1 protein-coding gene is annotated in these 363 nt (G+C 62.8%); it reads right to left on the bottom strand.

The window, feature by feature from the left end; all coding sequences use genetic code 11:
• Positions 1-149 precede the first annotated feature (149 nt).
• The coding region (locus AB4Y92_RS26655; RefSeq protein WP_441822356.1) for an L-2-amino-thiazoline-4-carboxylic acid hydrolase at positions 150-363 on the bottom strand (214 nt) is incomplete at its 5' end.

The raw sequence follows: 363 nt of genomic DNA, 5'->3' as shown, positions 1-363 counted from the left end.
AGGTCACAACTGGGGGAAACCGTGAGGCCGCTCCAGCGTTCCTTCGTTGCGACAATCTGGCTCGGCCCCTCCCGGACTTTGGCTTGCGGTTGCATCCCTTCTTGCGGATGCCCGTGCCGGTGAGGCGAGGTGGCACGACGCAGTGCCGTTCACTCCGGGGCGGTCTCGGCCCTGTCCGAGAAGCGATACTTGAAATCGCAGAATGGTCTGGCCCTCCGGGCCGGTTTGCCCGCATTGAGCGAGATCCGCGGGTCGTAACCCGTGCAAAAGACGCCGTCGCGATTGCAGGAGAGCAAATGGCCGATATGGCCGAGGCCCATCTCCCGATAGGTCTCGGCATAGCGGCACCGTTTGACGTTATAG

Source organism: Lysobacter sp. TAB13 (genome assembly GCF_052113885.1).
GTDB classification, from domain to species: Bacteria; Pseudomonadota; Gammaproteobacteria; order Xanthomonadales; family Xanthomonadaceae; genus Lysobacter; species Lysobacter gummosus.
Note: the sequence above shows the minus strand (reverse complement) of the source record. Positions and strands in the feature narration are given on the sequence as shown.